The following is a 26,384-nucleotide window of genomic DNA, read 5'->3' on the forward strand; positions in this document are numbered from 1 at the left end:
GGATCATTCACCTTCCAGTCTAAGGACACTGTTGACGGTTTTAACTGCGTCGAGCTTCTTGAGCGTCTCGACTGTTTCGGACAGGTCTGCTTCACGCGCGGAATGCGTCATGACGACGAGCCGTGCGGCATCGTCACTCTCCTCCTGGCGAACCGTACGAAGAGAGATACCCGCGTCGGAGAAGACCCGGGAGACATCGGCGAGAACACCGACGCGATCCTCGACCTCCATGTCGACGTGGTAACGGGTGATTACCTCTCCGAACTGCGCGACGGGGAGGTTCGCATAGGTGGACTCCCCTGGTGCACGACCACCGTGAACCTTGTTCCGGGCAGCGCCGACGAGGTCTCCGAGCACCGCGGAGGCGGTTGGGGATCCGCCCGCACCGTTGCCGTAGAACATGAGGCGACCGGCGGCCTCCGCCTCGACGAACACCGCATTGAAGCTCTTGGTGACACTCGCCAACGGGTGATCCCGTGGAACGAGGGTCGGGTGAACCCTGGCCGAGACCTTCGTGGCACCGTCGTCGCCGGTGATGCGTTCACAAATGGCCAGTAGTTTGATGGTGTACCCCGCTGCGCGGGCGGCCTCGATATCGCGTGCGGTGATTGATGAGATGCCCTCACAGTGGACGTCCTCAAAAGTCACGCGGGTGTGGAACGCCAGGGATGCCAGGATAGCGGCCTTGGACGCGGCATCGTGCCCCTCGACGTCAGCGGTGGGATCAGCTTCGGCGTAACCGAGACGAGTGGCCTCCGCGAGCATGTCGTCATAGGATGCACCGGTGGAATCCATGGCGTCGAGAATGAAGTTAGTTGTGCCGTTGACGATACCGGCCACAGATTCAATGCGATCACCCGCGAGGGAACGCCGTAGTGGGCCGACGACGGGGATCGCGGCAGCCACAGCAGCTTCGAAATAGAGGTCCACTCCGGCAGCGTCCGCAGCCTCAGCAAGCTCTGCGGAGTGCGCCGCCACCAGAGCTTTGTTCGCGGTGACCACTGATTTCCCGGCCTTGAGCGCCGCCAGGACCAGTTTTCGGGGATACTCGATCCCACCGATCACCTCAACGACGATATCCACGTCATCGCGTTGGATGAGTTCCATTGCATTAGTGGTGAGCAAATCCTCGTCTACTGAATCACGGTGCTTTGATATATCCCCGACCACGACGCCTTTGACTTCGAGGGGTCCACCGATCCGATGCGTGAATTCATCGGAGTTGTTCTGGAGAAGTCTGAGGACTTCGCTCCCGACGGTTCCGTGTCCGAGGAGAGCCACGCCCACCGGGCTGCCCTCCCCCTTACCTGGGTTATAGGTTGGGTGTTCTTTGACGGTCATGGCGCTCCATGTGGGTTCTGGTGACTTGTGCTCTACCGATTCTCCGCCGAAACAATCTGCCCAGTCCACCTACTCAAGATTCAATCTGCAGGCGCACCGAACCATGTCGAGGCGTACTCAGCCATCATAGACAGAGTGTTCCACCGACCTCGCCGATGGACCGCCTTAATCCCCGTGGATTCACCGTCAGAGGTAGGGTCCGGAGCCCTCTCGGGCAGACCGTCGATTCATCATATCGGGCTACTCGGATACGGGAGGCGCCGCAAACCTGAGGACCTATCAACCTCGCACCTTCACGTCCCCGGATCAACAAGGTCATATTGTGGACGGTTAAGAAAACAGAACACCGGTGGCGTACATGCAGTCGCAACCACGGGGTTCACGCGCCCCACCGGACAGTTTCACCCTTTAACCGGGAGACCCCACTATCTCCAAATCCAAGGAGTTCCCTCACGAATCCATCCGACTACGGCGCGGCATCATCAATGCAACGTCACTCTCTCACCGTCTGCGGCACGTCCGCAACGACGAAGGACAATAACTCATGCACACAGGCCACCTGCGCAGGCCACTACACAGGTTCTACACCGGGGGTGCCGCGACTGTGACAGGTTCTTATGCGGACGGCAACATTCACACGGCTACCTCAACTGGATGTTCGCCCGTTGGGTGAATTTTCTCAGGATTTTTACTATTCATGTAACACTTCTACGACAATTCCGATACAGTTCATGTATTCACCACATCTACCGAGTCTGCTGACCACGATGTGGTGGGCACACATGTAGCCACAGATGAAATTGTCAGTGGCTTAGGTCGGGCATGCCCGAACCGACATACTTCACACCCTTATCAGGAGATCTTTTTACATGACGAACCGTCGTTTCACCTCCGCCGCAATCGCGGCTGTCGCTTCCCTCGCACTGCTTGCTGGTACCGGCTCGGCCGTCGCCACCGAAGGCAACGCCAATGCCCATGTCACTGTCAACGGCTCCTCCGTGAAGGTAGGTGGCAACGCCGAGGGTGAGAATTCCGGTTCCTCCGTCGACGACATCACCGCCAAGATCAAGAACGCCTTCGGCTCATCCACCAACACGGACGAGAAGAACGACGACACCGACAACGGCGACAAGAAGGAAGACGCCAACGGCTCCTCCATCGACGACATCACCGCCAAGATCAAGAACGCCTTCGGCTCATCCACCAACACGGACGAGAAGAACGACGACACCGACAACGGCGACAAGAAGGAAGACGCCAACGGCTCCTCCGTCGACGACATCACCGCCAAGATCAAGAACGCCTTCGGCTCATCCACCAACACGGACGAGAAGAACGACGGGACCGACAATGGCGACAAGAAGGAAGAAACGGGTTCCAATGCTAAGGCTGAGGGCGGCTTCAAGCTCGCCCTGGGACTTGGTGCCTTGGCTCTCGTCTTCAGCTTCGCCTACAACTGGGCTGTTCAGCATCACCTGATCGCCCCCTTCTTCCACTAGGATTTAGGTTTTCCCGGTTCCCCGGGAAACTGAAAACGCCACTCCGCCTTTACCGGCGACGAGTGGCGTTTTCTCTTTGTCATCCTCAAGTTGATGATTTCCCCTTGCTGTATCTCTGTCGATCAGCCGATCTGTGTGGGCCGCATGAAACACGCCGCCTCCATACCGTGCTGATCTTGACCAAAGGCAGGACCGGAAGAGCCCAACGGCGACGGGACCGGGTCCGACGCTCCATGAACACGAAAAAGGCGGAACGGCTTTCCCTGCTACACAAGGTGCCGGTCCGCCTTTTTCTCCCCTCAGATCATCGAATCCGAGGGTGTCCGGTTTCTATCGGAAGACAGGGTGCTCAAGATCGGTTAATTCTCAGTGTTCGCAGAATCAATCTTGTCCTGACGAATTTGTTCGGCGCGCTCTTCGATACACCGTTCACGTTCGGTTGTGTCCTCGATCGAGTTGCACTCGGTGATCGACTCGATGTTTTCGGTACCGATGAACTGCACGAGCGCCCAAGCAAGAACCACGCTGAGGATGATGGCGACCACGGAGATAATGATCGCGGCGATCGAGAGTCCCTTTCCGTTCTTTGACCCCGTCACCCCTTTAGCTTTAATGATTCCCACGATGCCCAGAATCACACCGATAGCTGCCAGGAGCCAATTGAACACCGGAACCCAGCAGATGAGCAGCGCGATAATCGCGACACCGAGAGCCCATGGGGCGATGGCATTCCTGGTTGATCCATTTCTCGCCTGCGGGTGATCGAGTCCAGAGGGATATCCGTCAGATGGATTACCGTATCCGGGAGTGTCAGGATTTGTCATAAAGATCTTCTGCTTTCTCTTGTCCTACGATGTAAGGCACTGGCCCCCTAGCATTTAACGCGCAGGAAGAAGGTCCATACGCTTTATGCTCAAGGAGGGCAGTGCCCGGAAAGTCTACGTAATAAATCCCCCATAGACAACATCCGTCACACCGTCTGTCCCCAGCTAGACCTGATCTGTTTCCAGGGCCAGAAGATCATCGAGGGTCTCTCTCCGTAGCATGAGGTGGACCCGTCCATTTCTGACAGTTACCACCGCTGGGCGGGTGAACATGTTGTAACGGGAGCTCATCGCGTAGCAGTAAGCACCCGTACCTGCGATCGCGAGAAGGTCCCCTGAAGCGATATCATCCGGGTATAGAACATCGCTGAGTAGGATATCCCCCGATTCACAGTGGGACCCGACAACCCGCGTCGCAATGCCCTTTCCCTCCACGAAACGGTTCACCACACGCCCCTCATACTCCGCCTGATAGAGGGCTGGGCGGATATTGTCGCTCATCCCCCCGTCGACGGACAAGTACCTGCGGGTCATGTCCTGGGCCGTATGAACATCCTTCACGGTACCGATTGTGTAGAGTGTCACCGTTGAGGGGCCCGCAATCGCCCGGCCTGGTTCCACGAGTAGTTGCGGCGGCTTGAGCCCCAGCGAATCAGCGTGGGCACACACCTCCCGGAGAAGACATGCAGCGACGCCCGGCACGTCGAGAGGTTCTTGGAGTTCCGTATACGCAATACCGTATCCCCCACCGAGATCCAGGACGGATACCGCGTCTGCCGCGTCCTCTGGCGCCAGATTCCGGATGAGTTCGCCCATGAGCCCCAACAGGCGTTCGGCTGCGAGTGAGAATCCTTGGGCGTCGAAAACCTGCGAACCGACATGACAATGGAGACCCACGAGTTTGAGGTTCTCGGCTTCAACCACCGCCACACAGGCCGCATGCGCCGACCCCGAGGCCAGGGAGAAACCGAATTTCTGGTCCTCATGGCTGGTGGCGATGAACTCATGGGTGTGCGCCTCAATCCCGGGTTTGACCCGAACAAGCACTTCCTGCTCAACACCCTCATTCACCGCAATGGTGGATAACCTGCTGATCTCTTCGGCGCAATCGACAACGACGTGCCCGACTCTCGCCCTGACACTCGCCCGCAGAAGCTCTTCCGATTTATTGTTCCCGTGGACGGTAACGCGTGAGGCAGGAAAATCAGCGGCCAAGGCGACCTGCAGTTCCCCGAGAGAAGCGACGTCGAGGGACAAGCCTTCCTCATCAATCCAGCGTGCAATGGTTCTGGTGAGGAACGCCTTGGAGGCGTAGTGGACATTGTGCCCACCACCGAAGGCCTCGGCCATATCACGGCACCGGGACCGAAAATCATCCTCATCGACCACGAAAACCGGAGTTCCGTAGGTCTCCGCGATCTCAGGGAGTGGAACACCAGCAATCGTTACAACCCCGTCATCCTGGCGGCGGGCGTTCCTGGGCCAGACGTGAGCGGGAAGTCCGTTGAATGTCTCCGCCACATCCATCATCCGCCGTGCGGAAAATGACGCACCTGCGGCGCGCTTCTCGACGGAATCGAATCCGCCGTCCGCGATACCCGCGATCGCACGGCGTTCCAGTGACGGCTCGCTACGGCGGTTCATTTACATCCGCTCCGGGGCCGTGACGCCAACAAGCCCGAGAGCGTTGGCGAGTGTCTGTCGGGTCGCTGCTGCGAGCGCGAGGCGGGCACGATGCACCGGTTCAGCTTCCTCACCACCCCGGGGCAGGATCTGACAGGTGTCATAAAACCTGTGGAACGTCCCCGCGAGCTGTTCCGCATACCGGGCGACCCGGTGTGGCTCTCGTAGCTCAGCCGCCGCCGTGACAACCGCGGGGAATTCCCCGAGGGTGCGGATGAGTTCACCTTCCCTGGGTTCCGTGAGCAGGGAGAGCTCTGCTCCCACGTAGTCGACGCCGAGGTCCGTGGCCTTCCTGGCGATGGAGCACAGCCGGGCGTGCCCGTACTGGACGTAATAGACGGGATTGTCGCTGGACTGCGACGACCAGAGGTCCATGTCGATGTCCAGGGTGGAATCCACGGAGGAACGGATCATGGCGTAACGGGCTGCATCCACACCAATCGCCTCTACCAGATCGTCGAGCGTGATGACCGTACCGGCACGCTTCGACATCTTCTTCACTTCACCATCCTTGACCAGGCTGACCATCTGCCCGATCATGACCTCGACGCTGGCCGGATCATACCCCAGTGCCGCTGCAGCGGCTTTCAGCCGGGCGATATACCCGTGGTGGTCCGCGCCCAGCATGTAGATGCACAGGTCATGGCCGCGTTCGATCTTGTCGACGACATAGGCGATGTCACCCGCGATGTAGGCGGCGTCACCGTCGGACTTGATGACGACGCGATCCTTGTCGTCACCGAACACGGATGATTTCAACCACCAGGCGCCGTCCGCCTCGTAGAGGTTTCCGTTCTCCTTGAGCATCTCGATCGAACGCGCGACAGCCCCGGAGTCAAAAAGCGAATTCTCGTGGAAGAACACATCAAAGTCGGTGCCGAACTCGTGCAGGGAACTCTTGATGTGGGCGAACATCATATCAACGCCATGCGCGCGGAAAGTCTCCTGTACGGTTGCGGGATCCTGCTCCATGACACCCGGAACCTCAGCCTTCACAGCCTCCGCGATCTCACTGATGTACGCGCCGCCGTACCCGTCCTCGGGTGTCGGTTCCCCTTTCGCCGCTGCAACGAGTGACCGAGCGAAGCGATCAATCTGAGTACCGTGGTCATTGAAGTAGTATTCGCGGGTGACACTCGCACCGCAGGCGGTGAGTATCCGGCCGAGGGAGTCTCCGACGGCAGCCCATCTGGTGCCACCGAGGTGAATCGGCCCCGTCGGGTTCGCGGAGACGAATTCAAGGTTGATACGACGCCCCGAAAGTACATTGCCGTCACCGTACCGGTCCCCTGCGTGCAGGATCTCCTCGACGATTCTCCCCTGTGCATCGGCTGCCAGCCGGATATTGATGAATCCCGGCCCGGCGACATCCGCCTCAGCTATCTCATCCGACTTCGCTAGCGCGTCCACGAGCCAAGTCGCGAACTCCCGCGGATTGGCCCCCACCTTCTTCGCCGTCTGCATGGCCACATTCGTGGCGTAATCACCGTGTTCGGGATTACGAGGACGCTCAACGGTCACCTGTTCAGGCAGGAGCGAGGAATCGAGGCCGCGGGCGTCCAGAATACCGGTCGCGGTGGTTTTGATGAGGGAGGCGAGATCTGATGGAGTCACGGTCAGTCATGCTATCAGCCTCCAACGACCACGTACGTAGTCTCGTCCACGTCGGCGAAGTACCTGGCTCCACTCGATTACATCCCTGGATTTCCGTGACGAGCAACGGGGGCACCCATCGACCGCCCAAATGCCGCTATCTCGAAACAATGGCCCGGGGCCAGTCCGTTCTTGAACAGCCGTGAAAATCACCGAAACGGTTCACAGGAAAACATGAACTCCACCCCCACGCTCATACATCCGCAACTCCACCCCCTCCCCCAGAATCGATGTCACCGACCACACCACTGGTACACCAACCCCAGCAGCCTCATCACTTCTCCCACAGAAGATTTGTCGTTACATGACAGTGAAGCAGCAAAGTAAATCCACCAGGCAGGTTTTTAACGTCGCTTGATAGGTGACCAGACCACAATGACCCATCAACCCAAAAGTCCACCCCCGGGGGTATTTTTTATCACTCTTAGCCAGAGCAGGTCAGCAAACCCCCTCCGATGTCCGGAAAGACGGTTCTCACTGCAGCGTTAGACCTTTTCGCTGAGTCAGCACCGCCCCCATCACAAACATTGACTCCCTTCAAGATATCCGGATAAAGAAATTTTTCCCCGATTCTCCATACTCGATAAAGTCTCTCCACCTAGGATTCAGGAGACTCACGGTGGCGCCCAACGCGACAGAAACTTGATCGATTCCGCCCCGAGGACCACCGGCCCACGCATTCCGAAACACAAGGAGGTCCCATGCGGGATTTCACTATTCTCACCAACGCGGTGGGAGGTAGCCTCGGGCTTTCAGCGGCCGTGGCCACCATCCCTCTGCTCACGTTCTTCGCGATGCTCATCTTCGTCAAGGCACGTGCTCATACCGCAGCCCTCGTTGCCCTCCTGGCGTCCCTGATCGTGGCGATAGTCGGATTCAAGATGCCCGTTCTCCTCGCTGTCTCCTCCGCGTTCCGCGGTGGAGCGTTCGGTATCTTCCCGATCGTCTGGGTCATCGTCATGGCTCTCTGGTTCTACGAGATCACCGTCGTATCCGGACGGTTCGAAGACCTGCGACGCACATTCGACAGGTTGGGAGCCGGCGACATTCGTATCCAGGCAATCCTGATCGCGTTCTGCTTCGGCGGCCTCCTTGAGGCACTCGCCGGCTTCGGAGCTCCGGTCGCGATCACCGCCACGATGATCCTCGCACTCGGCGTCAAACCACTGAAGGCAGCGGTTGTCGTCCTGCTTGCCAACACCGCCCCGGTGGCTTTCGGCGCAGTCGCGATTCCGATCACCACAGCCGGCGCCGTAGCCGGTCGAACCACCGAACAGACGGAGAACATCGCCGCGATCGTCGGACACCAGGCCCCATTCCTGGCATTCTTCGTTCCGGTGATTCTCCTCTTCATTCTTGACGGAGCCCGGGGAATCCGGGACGCCTGGATGCCCGCTGTCGTCATCGGCTTCTCGTTCGGAATCGCCCAGTGGGCCACGTCGAACTTCTTCGCATACCAACTCACCGACGTGGTCGCCTGCATCTTCTCGCTCGGGGTCGCAGTCGCTTTCCTCAGGATCTGGAAGCCTCGGGGAGTCACCGCCATGCGCGAGCGTCTCGGTGTCGGCGAAATCAAGGCCTCGGAGGAACTCCCCGGGAGACGGATCTGGATGGCGCTCATGCCCTACGGTGTCGTCACCGTCATCTTCGGCATCGCAAACCTCGGAACCACGATTCCGAATGCACTCAAGTCAGCATCCATCACTTTCGACTGGCCACTACTCTCCGACGCCCTGTTCAACGCCGACGGTAGCCCCGTGAAGTCTGCTTACACCTTCGCTTGGCTATCTAATCCCGGCACGCTGCTCCTGATCTCCGGGCTCATCGTGACACTCCTGTACTCGATCTTCAGCGAAGGGGGCCGATACCGGATAACAATCGCCGCAGCCTTCACCGCCATGGCGCACTGCATGGTGAAGATGCGGTGGGCCGCACTCACCATCGCGGCGGTCCTGGCACTCGCCTACGTGATGAACTTCTCGGGGCAGACCGTTGCCATCGGCCAGTTCGTCGCCTCTCTCGGCGCGATCTACGGGTTCCTGGCTCCGACGCTGGGGTGGGTGGGCACAGCCGTCACGGGATCTGACACGTCCGCCAACGCGTTGTTCGGGAAAATGCAGGTCACCGCCGCCGAAGCGGCCGGATACAACCCGGACCTCATGTTGGCCGCTAACACGACGGGTGGTGTCGTCGGAAAGATGATCTCCCCCCAATCACTCGCCATCGCCGCTACCGCCGTCTCGATGGGCGAGGATGCAGCGGATAACCCCCGGGAATCCGACATCTTCAAGGCTGTTCTCCCCTGGTCCATCATCATGCTCTTCGCCGTCTGCTGCCTTGTGTTCCTTCAGACCAACATACTGAGTTTCCTCGTCACCACCGTCGGCTAATTCCGGACGCCCCCACCCCCACCCCCACTGGAGCCCCGGAGGGGTTCCCACCAATTCCAGCGGTGGGAACCCCTCCGGGGCTCCAGTGGATTCTACCTTCATAACACGACACAAATAGCATCCGATGTTTTTAACCACATACCCAAAACAAAACAAATAAACCTCATCTGAATCAGATTATGTTCTTAATTCAGATGCTAATGATAAATAATACCGAAGGACTAAACTAAATAGCGTCGGCAACAACTCATTCCCCCAGCGAAACCCCGATAAGCTGCACATTTTACGCAAACGCACCCGACCTCCGAAAGGAACTAAACAGAACTCGACAACATGTTTGAGTCGGCCCGCAATCCGGAAACCGGGTAACATGAGAAGCATCAGCCACACCTCCACATTCGCCAGTAAGAATTTAGGTAAGGCTTCATTTAAATTTAATCGCCCAACAACAGCGAGGAACACCATGCGTGTCGCTCTCTTCTCCACGTGCATCGGGGATGCCATGTTCCCGGATGCAGTCAAAGCCACCGCTGTGGTCATCTCACGCCTCGGACACGAGGTCGTGTTCCCACCGGAACAGACCTGCTGCGGTCAGATGCACGTGAACACCGGATATCAACGTGAAGCGGTGCCACAGATCCGGAATTACGTCGACGCTTTCTCTGATCCATCGATCGACTGCGTTGTCGCTCCTTCAGGATCCTGCACCGGGGCGGTACGTGAACAACACGTACACGTCGCCAAGCGGTACGGAAAGAAAGGCCTCGCAGAGGCAGCCCAGAGAACCGCGGACAAAACTTACGATCTCTCCGAGTTTCTCATCGACGTCGCCGGAGTCGATCAGCTCGGCGCATTCTTCCCGCACCGGGTCACCTATCACTCGACCTGTCACTCACTCCGTTTTCTCAAGGTCGGAGACCGTCCTCTTCGCCTACTCCGCAACGTCGAAGGCATCGATCTCGTAGAGCTTCCGCATGCGGATGAATGCTGCGGATTCGGTGGCACATTCTCAGTGAAGAACGCCCACACCTCGGCAGCGATGGTCGCCGACAAGGTCCGCAACATCCGCGACACCCGGGCAGAATACGTCACCGCAGGTGACGCATCCTGTCTCATGAACATCGGTGGGTCCCTCTCCCGACAGCAGTCAGGGGTACGCGCCCTCCACATGGCGGAGATCCTGGCGTCCACGAAGAGCCATCCATGGCAACCGGACTCCGCAATCTACTCGAAGGAGGCCATGCTGTGACCACTCTCCTCGGTACCCCGAAAATGCCACCGCGCGCGCCGAAGGGCGTCGGGCACCTCCGCGGCTCCCAAAGCTTCACCAAAGCGGCGGAAACCGAGCTCGACAACGCCACCCAGCGACGCAACCTGCACAAGGCAACCCACACCATCCGCGAGAAGCGAATGCAGGTCATCACCGAGATCGATGACTGGGAACGGCTCCGCGAAGCGGGTTCGCACATCAAACGCGATGTGATGGCACGGATGCCGGAACTCCTCGAACAGTTTGAACAGGAGGTGACCGCCCGCGGCGGACACGTGCACTGGGCACGGGACGCCAACGAGGCCGGCGCCATCGTCACCGAGCTGGTCAGGCAGACCGGCGAGACCAACGTGGTCAAGATCAAATCAATGGCAACGATGGAGATCGGGCTGAACGACCAACTCCGGGAGGCGGGGATCTCCGCCCGGGAAACCGACCTCGCCGAACTGATCGTCCAGCTCGGCCACGACACGCCGAGTCATATCCTCGTACCCGCTATCCACCGCAACCGGGCCGAGATCCGGGACATCTTCGTCCGGGAGATGCCCACCACGGACGAGACCCTGTCGACGGAACCCGCCGAACTCGCGGAAGCCTCACGGCTCTTCCTCCGCGAGCAGTTCATGCGCGCCAAGGTTGCGATCTCCGGCGCCAACTTCGGTGTGGCGGAAACCGGCACCGTCGCCATCGTCGAATCCGAGGGAAACGGCCGAATGTGTCTCACCTTGCCCGAGACCCTCATCAGCGTGATGGGCATCGAGAAACTGCTGCCGACCTTCCGCGACTTCGAGGTGTTCCTGCAGCTCCTTCCCAGATCATCCACCGGTGAGCGAATGAACCCCTACACGTCACTGTGGTCGGGGGTCACCGAGGGCGACGGCCCACAGAACTACCACATCGTCCTCATCGACAACGGGCGGACAGCAGCACTAGCCAACGAGATCGGCCGCGAAGCACTCAAGTGCATCCGCTGCTCAGCGTGCCTCAACGTCTGTCCCGTCTACGAGCGGGCCGGCGGGCACGCCTACGGTTCGACCTACCCAGGGCCGATCGGCGCGATCCTCACCCCACAGCTCACGGGCATCGACTCCGCCCATGACCCGAACGCATCACTTCCGTACGCATCCTCACTGTGCGGCGCCTGCTACGAGGCGTGCCCGGTCAAGATCGACATCCCGTCCGCGCTGCTGGAACTGCGACACCAGAAGATCGAAAGCCACAAACCGAAGATCGAGGGCGTCATCATGGGCGCTATGGGGCTGGCCTTCGGTAACCGGCATATCTGGAACACAGCGACGCATCTCGTGTTCCTCGGCCGGTTACTCGGCGGATTCGACGGTCGGATCACCCACCTGCCGAGTTTCCTCGCCGGTTGGACCGACGTTCGCGATACCTGCGTACCACCGAAGAAATCGTTCCGGCAGTGGTTTAACACCGACGAGGCCCGGGAACTGCTAGCCGAGGCACGGCGTACCGGTATCCCCGGCTCCGGAAACACCGCCTCGGCACCTGAAAGTACGGAGGAGAAGTGATGTCCACCGACACCCGCAGTGCATTGGACCGTTCGACGAATGCGGCCGCAAAGAAAGAGATCCTGAAACGGATCAGGAACGCCCACAAACTCGCGAACACAGCACCCGGCCCGGTGGCGGTTCCCCGCGAGTACAACCTCGAGCCCGAGATGGATTGGCCTGAGCTCAAGGAAGTCCTGATTGACCGTCTCGTCGATTACAAAGCAATTGTCCAGGAAACCACCCCGGACCAGATCTCCGACACCATCACCTCGATCCTCAAGGGCCGGGGCGCCCGCACGGTCCGGTACGCCGAGGGCCTTGATGCCGAACTGTTCTCGGGATTCGACGGCGACGCCGGACCCGACGACTGGGACACCAACCCCCGATTACTCAACGAGGTGGACGTGGTTGTCACCGACAGTCGGGTCACCTCAGCACAAACCGGTACGATCTGTCTAGAGACCGGCCCCGAATGTGGGCGCCGCGCCCTGACACTCGTCCCGGACTGCCACATCTGCATAGTGCGCCGCAACAGCGTCGTCTACGGTGTGCCCGCGATGATCGAACGCCTCGACCGCCGTCAGCCGATCACCATGATTTCCGGCCCTTCGGCGACCTCGGACATCGAGCTGAGCCGGGTCGAGGGAGTTCACGGCCCTCGCACACTGATCGTCGTAATCGTGAACTGACCGCACCTTCCTCATTACCCCGATACCGGGTGCCCCCGCCACGGTTAGGCACCCGGTATCGGGCTGTTCAACAGAGATCTCGCCCCATCCCACAGCAACACTCCGTACTCACCGGGATGCATCAGGGCTGCAGTTGGGCGGCCGCCACCCCACAATCCCCCGAAAACAGGCTCAAGCAGGGATCTCGTGGATGTTTAGTGCCCAAGCTCCGAATACCCCCGATTCCCCGAGAAGATCCTGTGGAGCCTCCACCTAACCCGGAGCACTCTATAGCTCCACCGGATCCTCCACACACGCCGCCCAGAAACCAGGCCGTGTGGCCACTGGAAGCAGCGCCCCGACGACCAGGAAGACGAGGTCCGCCCATCAAGAAAACCGCTGTTGACAGCGCTTCTGTACCCGGTACTCCGCAACAGGAATGTCACTCTGCAGTGAACCACCCACCGGCTCCAGCATCAGCTCACCCAGAGCCATTTGGTGGCTGGCCCCCTACTGGTGCTAAACTAACATCCGTTGCGCAGTCACCGGGGAATGTTTCCACATAACCTGAAACTGCGTTGGCACGCCTCCGTAGCTCAGGGGATAGAGCATTGGTTTCCGGTACCAAAGGTCGCACGTTCGATTCGTGTCGGGGGCACAATAGGTAAAAGCTCCACCGCTTTTGCGGTGGAGCTTTTTTACTAGGCATCTGCGGGATCTGTTCATTGGCTGAAGTAGGTCGCCCACCCCTCCCTCACATATGTTGTTCTTCCGCTCCGGTGTATTTTTGCGGCAGACCGGTCTCAAGGCATTCCTAGGACTAGACCCAAGGGCAGTACGCCACAATCAGACTGGCCGGATGAAAAAGAAAACCCGTTCAGCCATTGGGACCGGGCATGATGAACCACATCACAAAGTAGAAAATCACCTGTGGCCCGGGAAGTAGAATCGACGCCACGAACAAGATACGCAGCAGCGTACTGTTGATCTCGTAGGTCTCCCCAATACCGCCGATAACACCAGCTACCAGTTTGTCCTCCGCACTGCGTCGAAGTTTACGCCGCAGTAGGGGTGCATCGGATTCATTACTCCGACCATTGCCGGGATATTCATATTCCATGATCACGCCTTTCTCGAGCTGCCGGGGACGGACTGGTTGATTATCTCCCCTGCAGACTCAATTATCCGATCATAACATGTGGAATCACATCAGGGATTACCCTGATTCTCCCCCGATTTTCCGGTTCAAGACCGGAGTCCGTCGGCAGCGCTCGATGACACCCGAACGATCACTGATTACAGGGGGTAACACCGTTATCCGGGAATGCGTGACGCTCAGGATCATATCCTTCTGCTCCGGGGACGTTGTCGACGGAGAGCACCATCTGAAGATACCGGGTCAGAAGAGGGATATCGGCCCGATCCAGGCCGTCAAAGATGAGCCGCTGCACTGATTCAACATGCTTCGGCGCTGCAGCGATGAGGCGTTCAGTACCTTCACGAGTAATCCCGACCACAACCCCTCTGGCATCACCGGCACAGCGGGTCTTATGGACGAGGCCACGGCGTTCCATCCGGGTGATCTGGTGCGAAGCACGTGATCTGTCCCAGTCCAAGTCAAGGCAGATGTCGCGGAGTCTCATCTGCCGGTCGGGGTTCTCCGAGAGACTGACCAGGACAGCGAACTCCGACGTTGAAAGACCGTGATCAGTGACCAGTGTTTCTTCGATACAGCGACTGGCTTTACGGACCGTTGCAAGCAGAAGCCGCCAGAAGGCCTGCTCCTCCTGCGACAGCCAACGGGGCGACGACTGTGGATCCGAGTTCATGGGGCTAACTGTATCGGGCACCTGCCCAGTCCTGAAATCCCGCACCCGGACGCCAGAGACACCGAATACGGCAGGTATGCGCAGGTCTACAGCTCAGGCTCGTGGTATCCGACATCGTTCAACCCCCGTCACATCCCCCCTGTTGAAGCATCGGGATACATCACAGTAATGAGAACTCGTCAGGGTCTGCTGAAAAACAACATTCTTCACTCCCGAGGCTTCTTCAGATCCGACATCACCAGATGGTGTCGCCCCGGAACATGGTCATAGCGGGCTGGCACGCAAGTGAGCACGAATATCTGCCCCTCTTTTCCGGCGTCCGCCAATACGGTGGCCATACGGCGGAGGCGTCCACCGTCGGTACTTCCCAATGCATCGTCGATGAACACCGTCACCCCGTCATCCTTAGCGACAAGTTCCGCGACAGACAGTCTCACCAGGATGCCGATCTGTTCCCGGGCCCCGACAGAGAGCGAGTCAACATCGATGGTGGCGTCTCCGAGAGTACGGTGAGCGACCGCAAGTTCCTCAGTGAGTCCGAATGAGACACCTGGCCCGAACACCGTTTCTGCCATGCCCGTCAACCGTCGGGCGAAGGGCTCCGCGTATCGACGACGAGCGTCATCACGGTAACGGAGCAACGTCTCCCGGAGTCGTTTCGCGGCGGCCGCCCGACGAAGGGTGGATTCAAAGCTGTCGCGAGCTCTCATCTCCGCCGACACCGCCTTCTCCAGCCGCTCTTCCGCGCCGGTTGCCTGCTCGATTCTTCCCTTGTTCTCCGCGATCGCCCGCTCTGCGAGGCGGATCGTCTCATCAATGGAATCCACCTGTGCTTCCGCTCCTCTGAGGAGTTTGGTAACAAGGCCCGGGTTCACCTCGTTGAGTTCCCGTCTGGCGGCCTCCAGTTCGTCCTCTGCGTGCTGCATTGCAATCGTCTGTTCCGCGATACGCTCATCCAGGTCTCCGGTATCGGCATCGCCTGCGATCCCGGATTCGGCCGTAATTCGAGCTTCTTCGGCACGTTGGAGAGCTTCTTGCGCCGCTTCGATTCTCGCATCATGGACAGCTAGTGATCCGGAAACCCGTCGTTCCGACAGTGCCGACAACCGCGCTCGGCAGAGTGCGACAGCGTCCTCTTTCTCTTGTCTCTTAGCCTTCGCCGCATCGAGGTCCGCGGTAATAGCGGGAAGATCGGTATCCTCAGTCTCCTCATCTACGGTAGCTGCACCGAGAGAATCCATCTCGTGTTTCAGAGCATGTTCTTCTCTACCCGCGAGACGCGCCTCGCGTTCCCTCCGGAGGGTGTTCAGTTCGCGTTGCCGCGCCTGCTCGGACACGAGCCGTTTTCTGGCTGTGTCGACATCCGGGCATTCCAGTGCCCGGAGCAGGTCCACTAGGGACCGCTCCACCGAGCTGACATCCGCGTTCGCTCCCTCGATCCCGGAACCAGGGGTGATCACGGCCGTTATCCCTGATACCACGAAGGTCATTGTCCCGGTCACATCATAGGAAAGACCGTCACCGTCGAGAACGACGTCTTCACCATCGACCGTGATCCCAGTCGGTTGTTCGGCAGTCAATGCGATCGAGGCCGAGGCTGCATCTCTCCGGCTTCGGGCGAGTTTGAGTTCGAGCTCCGCTGCCTCCACCTCGGCGACCGCCGACTCAGTCACGATGTTCTCAGATGACTGCTCACGCAGGACCGACATACGCTCATCGAGACTGGCGATTTCATGGAGTATTTCCCCCAGTTCCTCCCTGCGGAGCCTGTCAAGGAGGCTCTTGCGTCGGAGTTCCGTGGCCTTTACCAGTTCCGTGGCTTGTCTGAGTTCCCTCTCCGCGTCGCTGAGATCCTTCTGCGCCTCCTCGATCTTCTCCCGCTCCCGAGCGGCTGCGGTGGCGAGCTCCGTACGCTCATGGGTGAGGGTGACGAGCTTCTTCTCCATCTCGGTTACCTGGGCAGCAAGTTCCTCACGCCTGCGCCGCGCACCGAGAAGGGCATCGCGGGTCGCGGTGACAGCGGTGAGTGCGTTCACGGCTGCTCGCAACCTGGCTTCTGACTGCTCCGCTTGCTTCGCCGCGTTCCGCAGTTCCGCGCGTTCTCTGATGGCGTCCGGTCTCCGAGCTCTCGCGGAGCTCTCCTCTTCCGAGCGCCGACGAACCTCTTCGACATACTCTGCGAGCTTTTCGACGTCGGTGTTCGCTTCGGCTAATTCGGCGGCGGCATACTCCGCATTCGCGCGTGCCACTTTAAGTTCCCCAGTCTCCGTACCGCGGGCGGCGGTGTAATAGCGCTCGTATTCCTCCTCAACTCGGCGCAGAATCTCCTCGCCTTCCCGGAAAGTAGGGTCCTCTCCTGATCCGGAGTCCTCCGTACCACCGAGAGCACGGGCGAGGGACGGCACTCCCGCAGCGGCAACCGCGGCATCCAATTCGCCCTGTCGTACGAAGAGCACGTCCATGAGGGCGGTGTCCAGGTACTTGTCGAGGATTTCAGCAAGCCGGTCCTCAGCTTCCCTTCCGGTCAGATTCTCCGGGTGGGGTCGCCGAACTGTGAGCACCGCCGACTTCTGTCGGAGATAGCTTTTCGTAACGGTGAAGGAATAGGGGCCAACCGTGGCGGTGAGTTCGATCCGTGGTGCGACATCGGCACCCACCGGCTGAAGTGTCCGAACCTCGCGGCGGTTGCTCGAGTGGGGAAGCATGAGCACGGTTCGCACCGACTCGAGGATCGTGGACTTTCCCTGTTCATTGTCACCACTGATGACGATGAGTCCACTCTCCGGGAGGTCCCGGAGTTCGAGGTGACCGATTCCCCGGACATTGTCAAGGATGATCGAGTGGATACGCATGTCGGTGTTCCTTCTCAGACAAATCGGTGAAGCAACCGGAGGGCATCTCGGGCGACAGGGTCTGCGGGTGTGGTGTCGCTGCCGAGTGCGGCGTCGAGAAGCTCGTCCCACGCGCCCGCCACATACCCGGACAAGCAAAGTTCCCGCAGCTCTGCGTCCCCTGGTACCACAGAGAGATCCATCAGCCGGGGGCGTTCCCTGAGTGAGGCAAATCGGGGTTCCAGCCTGGCGAGTTCGTTCTCCAGATGCTTCCAGGTACCGAGGTCGACAGATCCACGCAGCGCGTACTTGATGACGGTCCTCGCCTTATCCGGGTACCCATCGAGTCGGGAGATGAACGCGGAGACGTCCGCACTGGAGTTGATCTCTGCGCCGAGAGACTCGAATATCCACGTTCCAACATCGATCTGTCGAACAACTACCTCCGCGGGCGAATCGGGGGCGTCATCGTCAACGGTTACGGTGACCACGAGGGCCGTTCCCGAATTGTCCTCCCCGCCCCCACCGGAATCGAGATCATGGTAGTCCGTGGCCTCCGGCGCACCGGAGAACCAGATCCGGCCAGTCTCACCGACCGACTGTGCGGAGTGAGTGTCCCCGAGCGCGACGTAGTCGATGATCCTCCGGGCCAGTGCATCCTCAAGAACCCCGAGATCGATGAGACCCGGACCCGGATCACCACCCCTGTGGAGTACTTGTCCATGGGCGGCGAGAATCCTGATACCCGGTGTCACCTCCAGCTTCCCAAGCGCACGTGCCGCGAGGTCTTCGCTGGCATATCGAGCAGTCAATGGGGCACCAACCAATTCGACACCATCGGCGACCTCCCGGGGTGCGTCATCCGCGAGAACACTAACACCGGGGATGTTGCACGCGCCGTAGAACGGGTTTGCTGCGGTCAGGGGATCGTGATTGCCGGGCAGCAGCCACACCGGGGTACGTAACGAGGCCAGGGCCTCGAGAGCACGCCCGGTGGTGTGTTCCGCGAGACTATTGTGTTCGAAAATGTCCCCGGCGACGAGCATGAATGCACACCCATGGCTGACTGCTGCGGCGTCGAGTACTCGGATGGCGTCAATACGCGCCTGGTCAAACCGTGCCTGCGCTTCAGGGGGAAGGAACCAGCGTTCCATCCCGAGCTGCCAGTCGGATGTGTGGAGGAAAGAGATTGTGGTCATGTACTGCTCCGGGGTCCATGGGCAAGATGATGGTAGAGCTCGGTGATCTCCGCAACGCCGTGGCGGGCTTCGATACGTGTGTAGGAGACGGTGAACAATGCCTCGACGAGCTTGTCTGGATCGGTCTCATCAATGAGTGGTGACGCCGTCGGCTCCGGAAGCGGGGGAAACTCGGCACCTCGCCAGAACTCCTCAGTGCTCACCACCGCAGATTCGTTCCGCTCCGTGACCGCGCCGCTCATGCTGCGTTGAACCGCGACAGGATCGACTCCACGCAGGGCATAGAGGAGATGCGGTCCGGCTTCGAGTTTCTCCGATGCTATCCGTGCAACAGCAACCGAGTGTTTGCACACGGGAGCCGGATCAGGGCATGTGCAGTGGAAACGAAACTCGTCTGCCTCTGCACAGAGCAGAACATCGAGTACTTCATCAGGAATATTGCCCCGTCGGACGGCATCGATCCCCCGGGGGTCTCCGGCCAGAACCCTGATAGCCCGCTGCAGATCCTCCGCCCCCCGGTAACCGAGGCTGACGGTAACCGTGAATGGTTCATTCTGGCTACCCGCGACGGTCCCGACGATGCGGTCCCGATCAACGGTCACGGAGAGAACATTGCCGTTAGTGGCATAAGCCACACCTCTTTTCCGGCGTCCCTCCTCCGCAAGTGCGGCGACCCCTTCGCCGAGTCTGCGCATGACGGGACTCACAGGTACCACGTTCTTCTGTTTCTTCTTTGCACGAGGCGTTTCGGTGGTGACCCGTGTGGTACGTCCAAAATTTGCGTAGATAACGTTGTCGGCGCCCGTGCTGTGTCCTCGGCGAGATGTACCGGTGTCGCTCATTCCGCTTCCTCTCTCAACTTGACCGGCCCGGTAGGAGGCTCAGCCGCCCGGGAACCGTGCGCTCCGACCCTATCCCGGTAGCTGAACAGTTCCGCCAGCTCGGCATCGGACAATTCCGTGATCCATCCTTCTCCACCATTGATCACCGTGCCCGCCAAACGACGTTTTCCTTCGAGCACTTCCTGGATCGCCTCCTCGATCGTGCCCTCGGTGACCATCATGTAGACGCGGACGTCCTTGAGCTGGCCGATCCGGTAAGCCCGGTCAGTGGCCTGATTCTCCACGGCAGGATTCCACCAACGGTCCATGTGAACCACAACGTTGGCCGCTGTGAGATTGAGGCCGGTTCCTCCCGCTTTCAGGGAGACGATCATCACTGGTGGACCGTCGGTGGACTGGAATTCAGCGACGATTCGGTCCCGTCGGCCCCGACTCAATCCACCATGCAGGAACGGGATATTCCGATCCAGTCGTGAGGACAAATACGGAGCAAGAATCGTTCCGAAGGCCCGGTACTGGGTGAACACGATTGTCCGTTCCCCGGCTGCGGTGGTCTCGTCGAGCAGATCCATCAGTGCGGAAACCTTGCCGGACCGATGCCTTCCACGGATCGAGACCGGCGAACCGTCACCGAGGTAGTGGGCAGGGTGATTGCAAATCTGCTTCGTTCTGGTAATCGCCGCGAGGACCAGCCCACGACGTGCAATGGCCTCGGTTCCCGCCAGTTTCTCCTGTACTTCGTTCACGTAACTCTGGTAAAGGGCCGCTTGCTCAGGTGTCATCGGGACCCGGAGAATGGTCTCGTTCTTCTCCGGGAGGTCGTCGATAACAGTGGGATCTGTCTTCACCCGACGCAGGATGAACGGAGCAGTGAATGTACGGAGCCGCTCAGTCATCTCCTCGTCACCATATTTCTCGATGGCATTCGCATAATGGTTCCGGAAGAAATTTGCGCTACCGAGGACACCGGGGTTGCAGTAGTCCATAATCGAACGCAGTTCTGATAACCGGTTCTCCACCGGGGTTCCTGTCAATGCGACACGGTGCCGGGAGGGAATGCTCCGGACAGCCCGCGAAACGGCGGTCGCGGAGTTCTTGATGTGCTGAGCTTCGTCGAGAACTACGCGCCACCAGCCGACTTCGCAAAGCGCCTCCAGGTCACGGGTCACTGTTCCGTAACTGGTGATCACGACATCGGTATCGACGACAGTACCGGTGAAAGAAGCACCACGAAGACGCGTTGCACCGTGGTGCACGATGACGCTGAAGGAGGGAACGAAGCGCGCGGCTTCCGCCGCCCAGTTCGCGAGAACCGCATTCGGAGCGATCACCAGGGTCGGACCGAAATTTCCGTCAGAGTCGTATTCCTGCTTTTCAGCGGCGGTCAGCGCAAGGATCTGAAGGGTTTTACCCAATCCCATGTCATCCGCGAGAACCGCTCCCAGACCAGATCGTGACATCCAGTGGAGCCAGTCAACTCCCCGCCTCTGGTAGGGACGAAGCTCCGCATGGACGGTCGCGGGAATCTCGACCCGACACGGGGCCGGCTGCTCCGGGACTGCACCGGTTGGGAGACCATCTGCATCGGTGGCGATGCTCTCCCCCATGATCCGTGCATGCCAACCGATGGCAGTGAATTCGACAGGAGCATCCTCAACGGCGAAACTCTCCATCGCGATCTTTCGGAGTTCGGCTGCGGTCAACGCCCCTGATGTACCTGTGCCTTCCAGGTATTCCCGGCTCGCCGCTTCGAGTTTCTCCTCCAGATCCCGGACATCGCTGTCTCCCGACATCCGGGCAGTTGCCAGTGCCTCACGGCACCGTTCAACCTCTTCACGGAGATGTCCTTCCCCCGCTCTCACCAGCTCCTCCACGTACTTTGCCACACGGGCGACGCTCGCCTTATCCGCGACGACCCAGTTGCCACGGAGCTTAACCAAGCCATCCCGGGAATTGACCAGTTCAGCCATCTCACTATCGTCCAGAACTGTGTCTCCGAGACTGATACGCCAGTTGTAGTCGACTATCTGGTCCAGACCGAACCGGCGATGTGTGCCACCAGCGACACCCGGATCCTGGGGCGAAGAGGTGGTCACCTTCAAGCCCATTTCCTGGTGCGACCATGACGCGGGCAACAGCACCAGAAAACCCGCGTTCCGTAGTGCGACGGCATCCTTCTCAACGAAGGCGAGGATCTGGCTTCCGCTCAGGGCCACATCCCAGTCACCATCATCGCTCCCGGTAGCAGAATCACGGAGCCCGAGCCCGTGGCGGGTGTCATCCAAGAGAGCACTGACGCGGACGGCCCTGAGATGCTGCTCATTCAATTTTTGCCAGATCTCAACTGGCCAAATCCCACGTCGGAAAGGCTCCGGGGTACCACCGTCTTTCCTGACCGCGACCCGTACCCGCCAGAGATCTTCAACCTGCTCCTCATCTCCGGGTTCGTGAACCACCGTCTCAGCGAGCCCACGAAGCGCAGACACCGTGTACCGGGCACCACGGGCACGGGTCAGATCAATCACCCGATCCTTGCCCGGTGCGGGTTTGGGTGACGCGGAGACGGAGGGGCCGGGTCCTGGTTCCTCGACGACGAAAACCAGCTCAAGCCGTTCACTGTCCAATGAGTCCCGCCACTCCGTCAAACCGGCGACGAGTCGCGCATTGCCCCTGTTGAGGGCTTCACCAGCGAGCAATGCAGCAACGAAGGGATGCGGTTCACGATCCACGTCGGCAAGCCGACAGTCAGCCAAATAGGCGAGTGCGATCCAGTGCGGAAGAATTCCTGCTATTTCCTCGGCAACTGCCGCCGAGGCATTGACGGTGAGAATCCGGGGAGCGGCGGCGGCCATGGCTGTCAACCACATGGCTTCATCCGCCCCCATCACCAACTGCCATTCGGGCCACCACTGCCCGTCAGCCCATCGACACCGCAGGGAAACTCTTCCGGCTCGGACGAACCGTTCGAGCCCCAGATACAACCGGACCAGCCACAACAAGTCGGGGGCGACCGCTGCTCGTTGCATCGGTCCCACTGCAGGACCCGGCTGATCCAGCGGAGCGAGCTGTGCCAGCAGTTCAACCGCTTGTTCGGGGGTAAAAGCCGTAGTCGGAACAGTGAGGCTGACTCTACGTTGTTTCGGAGTCTGAAGAATGACGGGAATCCTGTGTCGGAAGGATCTCCCCGACAACGTGGTCTCCAAAGCCATGGGAAATGTACCGTCCGGAACTGAGTCGGGACCGACCACACGATGTCCGTCAATTTGCTCGATCCATACGTGCAGGCCCGTGTCACGGCACCACAACCCATGTGCGAGATGCGTGGGCTCCGGAGTCATGCTGTCTTTTCTACCACCGACACCTGACTCCCCCAACCATCTGAGGCGAACATTTTTTCGATACTCAGCACCCCGGAGGTAAACACCCACTACACATCCTGCTCTCACCCCCCCAGAACGGGCATCTTCTCCCATCCGGCCAACGAACTCCCAGGTGCCCCCGCACACTCCCCCGAAATCAGGGCTCTCACCACCTGTTTTAAGGAACCATGTCGACGGTTACCCCGCCTTCCGCCGGAAATAACTCCATGGATCACACGTCTCAGGGTTGCTGACTCTAAGCTGGTGTGAAACCGTCTTTAAGGCTGATCTCACCAGATGGCGGCCCGATCCAACGATGACTTTCGACGATTCCCCGGAGAAGCCCCTCACGAGACAGTCACCATACACCGCCATCCAGTACACCTAGGAGGACACATGGCCGAACAAACCTGGTTCGTCATTGCCATTGTCATATACATGCTCGTCATGCTCGCCATCGGATTCTGGGGGTTCGGCAAGACCGACGAATACGATGATTACGTTCTGGCCGGTCGCGGCCTCAACCCATTTGTCGCCGCACTCTCTGCCGGTGCATCAGATATGTCAGGCTGGCTCCTGATGGGGCTTCCGGGTGCTCTGTTCGTGACCGGCTTCTCGGAACTCTGGATCGCGATCGGACTGCTGATCGGTTGTTGGGCAAACTGGTTCTGGGTCGCTCCACGCCTACGCAGTTACACGGAGGTGGCGAACAACTCCATCACCATCCCGTCCTTCGTCGAGAATCGGCTGCGCGACAAGTCACACACCCTCCGTATCATCAGTTCACTGATCATCCTGGTGTTCTTCACTTTCTATGTCTCCGCGGGCATGGTTGCCGGCGGAAAGTACTTCCAGGCCACCTTCGACGGTGACTATCACACGGGCCTTCTCGTCGTCGCTGTCGTAACCGTCATCTACACGGTCATCGGTGGATTCCTCGCGGTCTGCTACACAGACGCCGTCCAGGGCATGATCATGTTCGCGGCACTGCTCATCGTCCCGGTGATGGCACTGTTCGTGATGAACGATCCCGCCTCCATCTTCACCTGGGCTACCTCCAACGACTACGGCCCCTACACCGAGGGAACAGGTAATCCGTCCTACTTCTCGATGATCTCCGGAGTCTCCTTCGCCGCCATCATCGGTAACCTGGCATGGGGGCTCGGATACTTCGGCCAGCCACACATCATCGTCCGGTTCATGGCGCTCAGTTCCCCCAAAGAGGCGAAAGCCGGGCGCCGCATCGGCATCGGCTGGATGCTGCTCTGTGTCATCGGTGCCGCCGCCGTTGCACTGATCGGAACATCCTTCTTCGGACAGGACCCGAACATCGCGATCACCGACCGCGACTCCTACGAGACGATCTTCCTCGACATGGCCCGCATCCTCTTCCACCCGTTGATCGCAGGTCTGGTGCTCACGGCGGTTCTTGCGGCGATTATGTCGACGATCTCATCTCAGCTCCTGGTCACGTCCTCCGCGCTCATCGAGGATTTGCTGCGACTGTTCCACAAGAGCGCCATGTCCAATCAGAAGTTGGTCTACTACTCCCGTACCGCTGTGGTCGGCGTCGCCATCATCGCCGCTATCCTCGCGTGGAATCCCGACGCCTCGATTCTCGGACTCGTCGGCTTCGCCTGGGCAGGCTTCGGCTCAGCTTTCGGCCCGGTCGTGATCGCGTCGCTCTACTGGCGTCGCCTCAACACCGCAGGCTCCATCGCAGGTATGGCCACCGGTGCCCTGGTCGCATTCTTCTGGGGCAGGTCTGCACTCGGTGGTTTCCTTTATGAGATGGTTCCCGGCTTCATCCTCGCAACCATTGTCATGGTCGTCGTCTCTCTGCTGACCGCACCCCCGTCCCGTGCCGTCACCCGAGAGTTCGATGAAGCCGCTGAATTGGCGAAGCTCTCCGACCGAAATCCCGACCTCGCGGTCGATGAGGTACAGGCCAAAGCCGCGAAGGGCGAAATCTAGATACCCCGCTCTCGACGGTCGTGACCGATGATCGACGACTGGCCCGGCACCGCCCCGAACGGGTAGAGCCGGGCCAGTCGTATTCAAGGAACCGGATTCCGCAACCCCGGGTCCAATGATTCATGTCGACAACCACCCCCGGTACCCGCCCTCCAGCATGGATCACCGTTTCACTCATTCTCATGACCGCCAGCCTGCTGCTCTATACGCTCGCGCCGACAACGGGTCGGATACCAAACGGGCAATCGGAACCACCACGATTGTCCGAGACGTTACCGAATATCAGAATCGTCACCGATCGACCCGATGTTCCCGGATATCGTCGTGACCAGTTCGGTGCCGGTTGGGGCCCCGCGCGTGCGGGCAACTCAACCTGCACGACCCGGGAGATGATGGTCTCGAAAGCCCTCCCCGGTGCGCTCGTCCTCCGTGACTGCACAATCAAGGCCACGAAGGGTCTCGATCCGTATTCCGGTGGAATCATGGCGACGCGGAGCCCGGAACGGAAACAACGCATCGAGGTCGACCACATCTACCCGCTAGCTGCGGCCTGGGATATGGGCGCATCGGAATGGGATCCTTCTGTGCGAGTACGATTCGCCAACGATCCACTGAATCTGGTTGTCGTCACGGCTGTGGAGAACAGAGCGAAGTCCGATGCACTTCCTGCCACATGGCTTCCGACAGATCGATGGGCACGATGCTGGTATGTGCGCCGGATAGCTGCTGTCGCTCAGGCTTACGCCCTCCCGCTGACCGTGGATGACGCAGTGAAAATGCGCAGGCAATGTCTGCTCGAGCGATTGAACGGCATTCTCCGTTGAAGCAGCCCCGCTCTTTATCCCGCAAACCGGTCACCAGGTTATGGTAGTCAGGTCCTTCCATCCCCGACCTTCGAGAGGCCGATCCCCGACGTGGATAATCTCATCAGCATTCTGCATGTGCTGGCAGCAATCGTTTTCCTTGGACCGGTGACCATCGCCGTCTCCATGTTTCAGGGCCGCGCACGCGCAGCCCATGAGGGTGACAGCGCGGCACTCGGTTCTGCCGCCATGCTTCACCGCATCACCAAGACCTACGGTTTTCTTTCCCTCCTCGTTCCTCTGTTGGGACTGGGTCTGTTCCTCACCGACACGGTATTCCTGAAGGATGGACGTTTCCACGTCTCCATACTGTTGTCCGTGGTCGCCTGGGGAATCCTGTTCTTCCTCATCGTTCCGCAACAGAAGAAGCTGATGGCCAACCTCGGGGTAGTAACTGATGATGATGATCCCGCGTCAGCTCTCAACGTCGACGATGGTTCCATCGATGGAACCGCAGGAGTTAACTGGACCGCAACGACGAAGAAATTGTCCATGTTCGGCGGCATCTTCTCGTTGCTGTGGTTCATCGTCGCGATTCTGATGATGATCTGAGATACAGCGGCTCAACTACGCGAAAAGACCCGCCCAACGGTGTGTGCTGCTCCACAAAGGTCGAACTGAGAGATCAGAACACGGACCGGGAGT

At 59.6% G+C, this 26,384-nt stretch carries 18 protein-coding genes and 1 tRNA gene; 9 read left to right on the forward strand and 10 right to left on the reverse strand.

Translation table 11 applies throughout. From position 1 onward, the window contains the following. Positions 1 to 3: 3 nt before the first annotated feature. On the reverse strand, positions 4 to 1,341 hold the full coding sequence (locus tag QWU44_RS07610) for a homoserine dehydrogenase (RefSeq protein ID WP_370915087.1): 1,338 nt from the start codon (positions 1,339 to 1,341) through the stop codon (positions 4 to 6). An 869-nt stretch (positions 1,342 to 2,210) separates the two neighbouring features. On the opposite strand from QWU44_RS07610, the gene QWU44_RS07615 reads away from it, so the two are divergent. Continuing rightward, positions 2,211 to 2,840, forward strand: coding sequence for a hypothetical protein (locus QWU44_RS07615; RefSeq protein WP_370915088.1), 630 nt, complete (start codon positions 2,211 to 2,213; stop codon positions 2,838 to 2,840). A gap of 359 nt (positions 2,841 to 3,199) precedes the next feature. Here QWU44_RS07615 and QWU44_RS07620 read toward each other — a convergent pair whose 3' ends face one another. The 3 genes from QWU44_RS07620 to argS all read right to left on the reverse strand — a co-directional run bounded on the left by QWU44_RS07620 (position 3,200) and on the right by argS (position 6,961). Further along, complete coding sequence (locus QWU44_RS07620) at positions 3,200 to 3,664, reverse strand: hypothetical protein (protein WP_370915089.1); 465 nt, start codon at positions 3,662 to 3,664, stop codon at positions 3,200 to 3,202. A 165-nt stretch (positions 3,665 to 3,829) separates the two neighbouring features. Beyond that, the gene (gene lysA / locus QWU44_RS07625) at positions 3,830 to 5,191 is read right to left on the reverse strand and encodes a diaminopimelate decarboxylase (protein ID WP_370915361.1); all 1,362 of its coding nucleotides are present in this window, start codon (positions 5,189 to 5,191) and stop codon (positions 3,830 to 3,832) included. Positions 5,192 to 5,308: 117 nt separating this feature from the next. Further along, positions 5,309 to 6,961, reverse strand: a complete 1,653-nt coding sequence (gene argS, locus QWU44_RS07630) for an arginine--tRNA ligase (protein WP_370915090.1) — start codon at positions 6,959 to 6,961, stop codon at positions 5,309 to 5,311. 740 nt (positions 6,962 to 7,701) lie between these two features. Between argS and QWU44_RS07635 the strand changes: the two genes are divergently transcribed. The 5 genes from QWU44_RS07635 (at position 7,702) to QWU44_RS07655 (ending at position 13,500) form a co-directional block, all read left to right on the forward strand. Then, the gene (locus QWU44_RS07635; protein ID WP_370915091.1) at positions 7,702 to 9,390 is read left to right on the forward strand and encodes an L-lactate permease; all 1,689 of its coding nucleotides are present in this window, start codon (positions 7,702 to 7,704) and stop codon (positions 9,388 to 9,390) included. 463 nt (positions 9,391 to 9,853) lie between these two features. Beyond that, positions 9,854 to 10,639 carry a (Fe-S)-binding protein gene (locus QWU44_RS07640; RefSeq protein ID WP_370915092.1) on the forward strand — a complete coding sequence of 262 codons (786 nt, stop codon included), beginning with the start codon at positions 9,854 to 9,856 and terminating at the stop codon, positions 10,637 to 10,639. Positions 10,640 to 10,662: 23 nt separating this feature from the next. Further along, positions 10,663 to 12,192, forward strand: coding sequence for a lactate utilization protein B (locus QWU44_RS07645; RefSeq protein WP_370915362.1), 1,530 nt, complete (start codon positions 10,663 to 10,665; stop codon positions 12,190 to 12,192). Then, positions 12,192 to 12,863: a lactate utilization protein C gene (locus QWU44_RS07650; protein ID WP_370915093.1), complete on the forward strand. Its 672-nt coding sequence runs from the start codon at positions 12,192 to 12,194 to the stop codon at positions 12,861 to 12,863. The genes QWU44_RS07645 and QWU44_RS07650 overlap by 1 nt, the downstream gene beginning before the upstream one ends. A gap of 564 nt (positions 12,864 to 13,427) precedes the next feature. Further along, a tRNA-Arg gene (locus tag QWU44_RS07655) sits at positions 13,428 to 13,500 on the forward strand. Positions 13,501 to 13,719: 219 nt separating this feature from the next. Here QWU44_RS07655 and QWU44_RS07660 read toward each other — a convergent pair. The 6 genes from QWU44_RS07660 to QWU44_RS07685 all read right to left on the reverse strand — a co-directional run bounded on the left by QWU44_RS07660 (position 13,720) and on the right by QWU44_RS07685 (position 22,881). Beyond that, on the reverse strand, positions 13,720 to 13,962 hold the full coding sequence (locus QWU44_RS07660) for a PspC domain-containing protein (protein WP_370915094.1): 243 nt from the start codon (positions 13,960 to 13,962) through the stop codon (positions 13,720 to 13,722). Between the two features lie 169 nt (positions 13,963 to 14,131). Then, positions 14,132 to 14,671, reverse strand: a complete 540-nt coding sequence (locus QWU44_RS07665; RefSeq protein WP_370915095.1) for a MarR family winged helix-turn-helix transcriptional regulator — start codon at positions 14,669 to 14,671, stop codon at positions 14,132 to 14,134. A 206-nt stretch (positions 14,672 to 14,877) separates the two neighbouring features. Next, complete coding sequence (locus tag QWU44_RS07670; protein ID WP_370915096.1) at positions 14,878 to 17,523, reverse strand: AAA family ATPase; 2,646 nt, start codon at positions 17,521 to 17,523, stop codon at positions 14,878 to 14,880. Between the two features lie 14 nt (positions 17,524 to 17,537). After that, a complete protein-coding gene (locus tag QWU44_RS07675; RefSeq protein WP_370915097.1) occupies positions 17,538 to 18,701 on the reverse strand; it encodes an exonuclease SbcCD subunit D in 1,164 nt (387 codons plus the stop codon). Further along, entirely contained in the window at positions 18,698 to 19,543 is an 846-nt protein-coding gene (locus QWU44_RS07680) for a hypothetical protein (RefSeq protein ID WP_370915098.1), read from the reverse strand. Before QWU44_RS07680 ends, QWU44_RS07675 begins: the two co-directional genes overlap by 4 nt. After that, the gene (locus QWU44_RS07685) at positions 19,540 to 22,881 is read right to left on the reverse strand and encodes an SNF2-related protein (protein ID WP_370915099.1); all 3,342 of its coding nucleotides are present in this window, start codon (positions 22,879 to 22,881) and stop codon (positions 19,540 to 19,542) included. Before QWU44_RS07685 ends, QWU44_RS07680 begins: the two co-directional genes overlap by 4 nt. A 417-nt stretch (positions 22,882 to 23,298) precedes the next feature. On the opposite strand from QWU44_RS07685, the gene putP reads away from it, so the two are divergent. The 3 genes from putP to QWU44_RS07700 all read left to right on the forward strand — a co-directional run bounded on the left by putP (position 23,299) and on the right by QWU44_RS07700 (position 26,291). Next, positions 23,299 to 24,876 (forward strand): sodium/proline symporter PutP, encoded by a 1,578-nt coding sequence (putP, locus tag QWU44_RS07690; RefSeq protein WP_370915100.1) that lies wholly within the window; start codon positions 23,299 to 23,301, stop codon positions 24,874 to 24,876. A gap of 122 nt (positions 24,877 to 24,998) precedes the next feature. Then, the gene (locus tag QWU44_RS07695) at positions 24,999 to 25,700 is read left to right on the forward strand and encodes an HNH endonuclease family protein (RefSeq protein WP_370915101.1); all 702 of its coding nucleotides are present in this window, start codon (positions 24,999 to 25,001) and stop codon (positions 25,698 to 25,700) included. A gap of 90 nt (positions 25,701 to 25,790) precedes the next feature. Then, positions 25,791 to 26,291 (forward strand): DUF2269 domain-containing protein, encoded by a 501-nt coding sequence (locus QWU44_RS07700; RefSeq protein WP_370915102.1) that lies wholly within the window; start codon positions 25,791 to 25,793, stop codon positions 26,289 to 26,291. Positions 26,292 to 26,384 lie beyond the last annotated feature (93 nt).

The organism is Corynebacterium sp. CCM 9203 (assembly GCF_041357675.1).
Classification (GTDB): Bacteria; Actinomycetota; Actinomycetes; order Mycobacteriales; family Mycobacteriaceae; genus Corynebacterium.

Coding starts and splice junctions, on each gene's coding strand:
- QWU44_RS07610 (WP_370915087.1), bottom strand. CDS start 1,341: ATGACCGTCAAAGAACACCCAACCTATAACCCAGGTAAGGGGGAGGGC.
- QWU44_RS07615 (WP_370915088.1), top strand. CDS start 2,211: ATGACGAACCGTCGTTTCACCTCCGCCGCAATCGCGGCTGTCGCTTCC.
- QWU44_RS07620 (WP_370915089.1), bottom strand. CDS start 3,664: ATGACAAATCCTGACACTCCCGGATACGGTAATCCATCTGACGGATAT.
- lysA (WP_370915361.1), bottom strand. CDS start 5,191: ATGGATGTGGCGGAGACATTCAACGGACTTCCCGCTCACGTCTGGCCC.
- QWU44_RS07635 (WP_370915091.1), top strand. CDS start 7,702: ATGCGGGATTTCACTATTCTCACCAACGCGGTGGGAGGTAGCCTCGGG.
- QWU44_RS07640 (WP_370915092.1), top strand. CDS start 9,854: ATGCGTGTCGCTCTCTTCTCCACGTGCATCGGGGATGCCATGTTCCCG.
- QWU44_RS07645 (WP_370915362.1), top strand. CDS start 10,663: ATGCCACCGCGCGCGCCGAAGGGCGTCGGGCACCTCCGCGGCTCCCAA.
- QWU44_RS07650 (WP_370915093.1), top strand. CDS start 12,192: ATGTCCACCGACACCCGCAGTGCATTGGACCGTTCGACGAATGCGGCC.
- QWU44_RS07660 (WP_370915094.1), bottom strand. CDS start 13,962: ATGGAATATGAATATCCCGGCAATGGTCGGAGTAATGAATCCGATGCA.
- QWU44_RS07665 (WP_370915095.1), bottom strand. CDS start 14,671: ATGAACTCGGATCCACAGTCGTCGCCCCGTTGGCTGTCGCAGGAGGAG.
- QWU44_RS07670 (WP_370915096.1), bottom strand. CDS start 17,523: ATGCGTATCCACTCGATCATCCTTGACAATGTCCGGGGAATCGGTCAC.
- QWU44_RS07675 (WP_370915097.1), bottom strand. CDS start 18,701: ATGACCACAATCTCTTTCCTCCACACATCCGACTGGCAGCTCGGGATG.
- QWU44_RS07680 (WP_370915098.1), bottom strand. CDS start 19,543: ATGAGCGACACCGGTACATCTCGCCGAGGACACAGCACGGGCGCCGAC.
- QWU44_RS07685 (WP_370915099.1), bottom strand. CDS start 22,881: ATGACTCCGGAGCCCACGCATCTCGCACATGGGTTGTGGTGCCGTGAC.
- putP (WP_370915100.1), top strand. CDS start 23,299: ATGGCCGAACAAACCTGGTTCGTCATTGCCATTGTCATATACATGCTC.
- QWU44_RS07695 (WP_370915101.1), top strand. CDS start 24,999: ATGTCGACAACCACCCCCGGTACCCGCCCTCCAGCATGGATCACCGTT.